Origin of the sequence: Pseudomonas sp., assembly GCF_050739655.1 — a bacterium.
Classification (GTDB): Bacteria; Pseudomonadota; Gammaproteobacteria; order Pseudomonadales; family Pseudomonadaceae; genus Aquipseudomonas.
This window is the reverse complement of sequence record NZ_JBOIBY010000430.1, coordinates 1-1,168: the sequence shown is the minus strand read 5'-3', so window position 1 is coordinate 1,168 and position 1,168 is coordinate 1. Positions and strand designations below refer to the sequence as shown.

1 pseudogene is annotated in these 1,168 nt (G+C 59.6%); it reads right to left on the bottom strand.

Annotated features, from left to right (window positions below):
* Positions 1–1,130: pseudogene (aceE, locus tag ACRESJ_RS21040) on the bottom strand (pyruvate dehydrogenase (acetyl-transferring), homodimeric type); the annotation flags it as partial.
* Positions 1,131–1,168: the final 38 nt, after the last annotated feature.

Below are 1,168 nucleotides of genomic sequence, written 5' to 3'. Positions count from 1 at the left end.
GGTTGTTCTTTGTGGTTGACCGCTTCGTGGTACGCCGCGTAGACCTTGTACGGGTCGTGGCCGCCACGGTTGAGTTTCCAGATCTCGTCGTCGGACAGGTCTGCAACCATCGCCTTGAGTTCAGGCGTGTTGAAGAAGTGTTCACGCACGAACGCGCCGTCTTTGGCTTTGTAGTTCTGGTACTCGCCGTCGATGACTTCGTCCATGCGACGTTGCAGGATGCCGTCGACGTCCTTGGCCAGCAGTGGGTCCCAGAAACGGCCCCAGATGACTTTGGTCACGTTCCACTGAGCACCACGGAACACGCCTTCGAGTTCCTGGATGATCTTGCCGTTGCCGCGAACCGGGCCGTCGAGGCGCTGCAGGTTGCAGTTGATGACGAAGATCAGGTTGTCGAGCTTCTCGCGGCCGGCCAGGGAGATGGCGCCCAGGGATTCCGGCTCGTCGCACTCGCCGTCGCCCAGGAAGCACCAGACTTTCTGTTTGCCTGGCTGGATGAAGCCACGGTGCTCCAGGTACTTCATGAAGCGTGCCTGGTAAATCGCCTGGATCGGGCCCAGGCCCATGGATACAGTCGGGAACTGCCAGAAGTCAGGCATCAGCCAAGGGTGCGGGTAGGACGACAGGCCCTGACCGTCGACTTCCTGGCGGAAGTTGTTCATCTGGTCTTCGGTGATGCGGCCTTCCATGAATGCACGGGCGTAAACGCCTGGCGAGGTATGGCCCTGGAAGTAGATCAGGTCGCCGCCGTGTTCGTCGGTCGGGGCCTGGAAGAAGTAGTTGAAGCCGATGTCATACAGGGTCGCACTGGAGGCGAAGCTGGAGATGTGACCGCCGAGGTCAGAATCTTTCAGGTTCGTACGCATTACCATGGCCATCGCGTTCCAGCGTACCAGCGAGCGAATGCGGCGTTCCATGAACAGGTCGCCAGGCATGCGTGCTTCGTGAGTAACCGGGATGGTGTTGCGGTAAGGCGTGGTGATGGCGTAAGGCAACTGCGAACCGCTACGGGTTGCGAGTTCGCCCATACGGGTCATCAGATAGTGAGCACGGTCTTCGCCTTCTTTGTCGAGAACCGATTCCAGGGCGTCCAGCCATTCCTGGGTTTCGACGGGATCGAGGTCTTGCATGGCTTGCTCCAGGGCGGAAAGGCTACCAGAATCGGTTG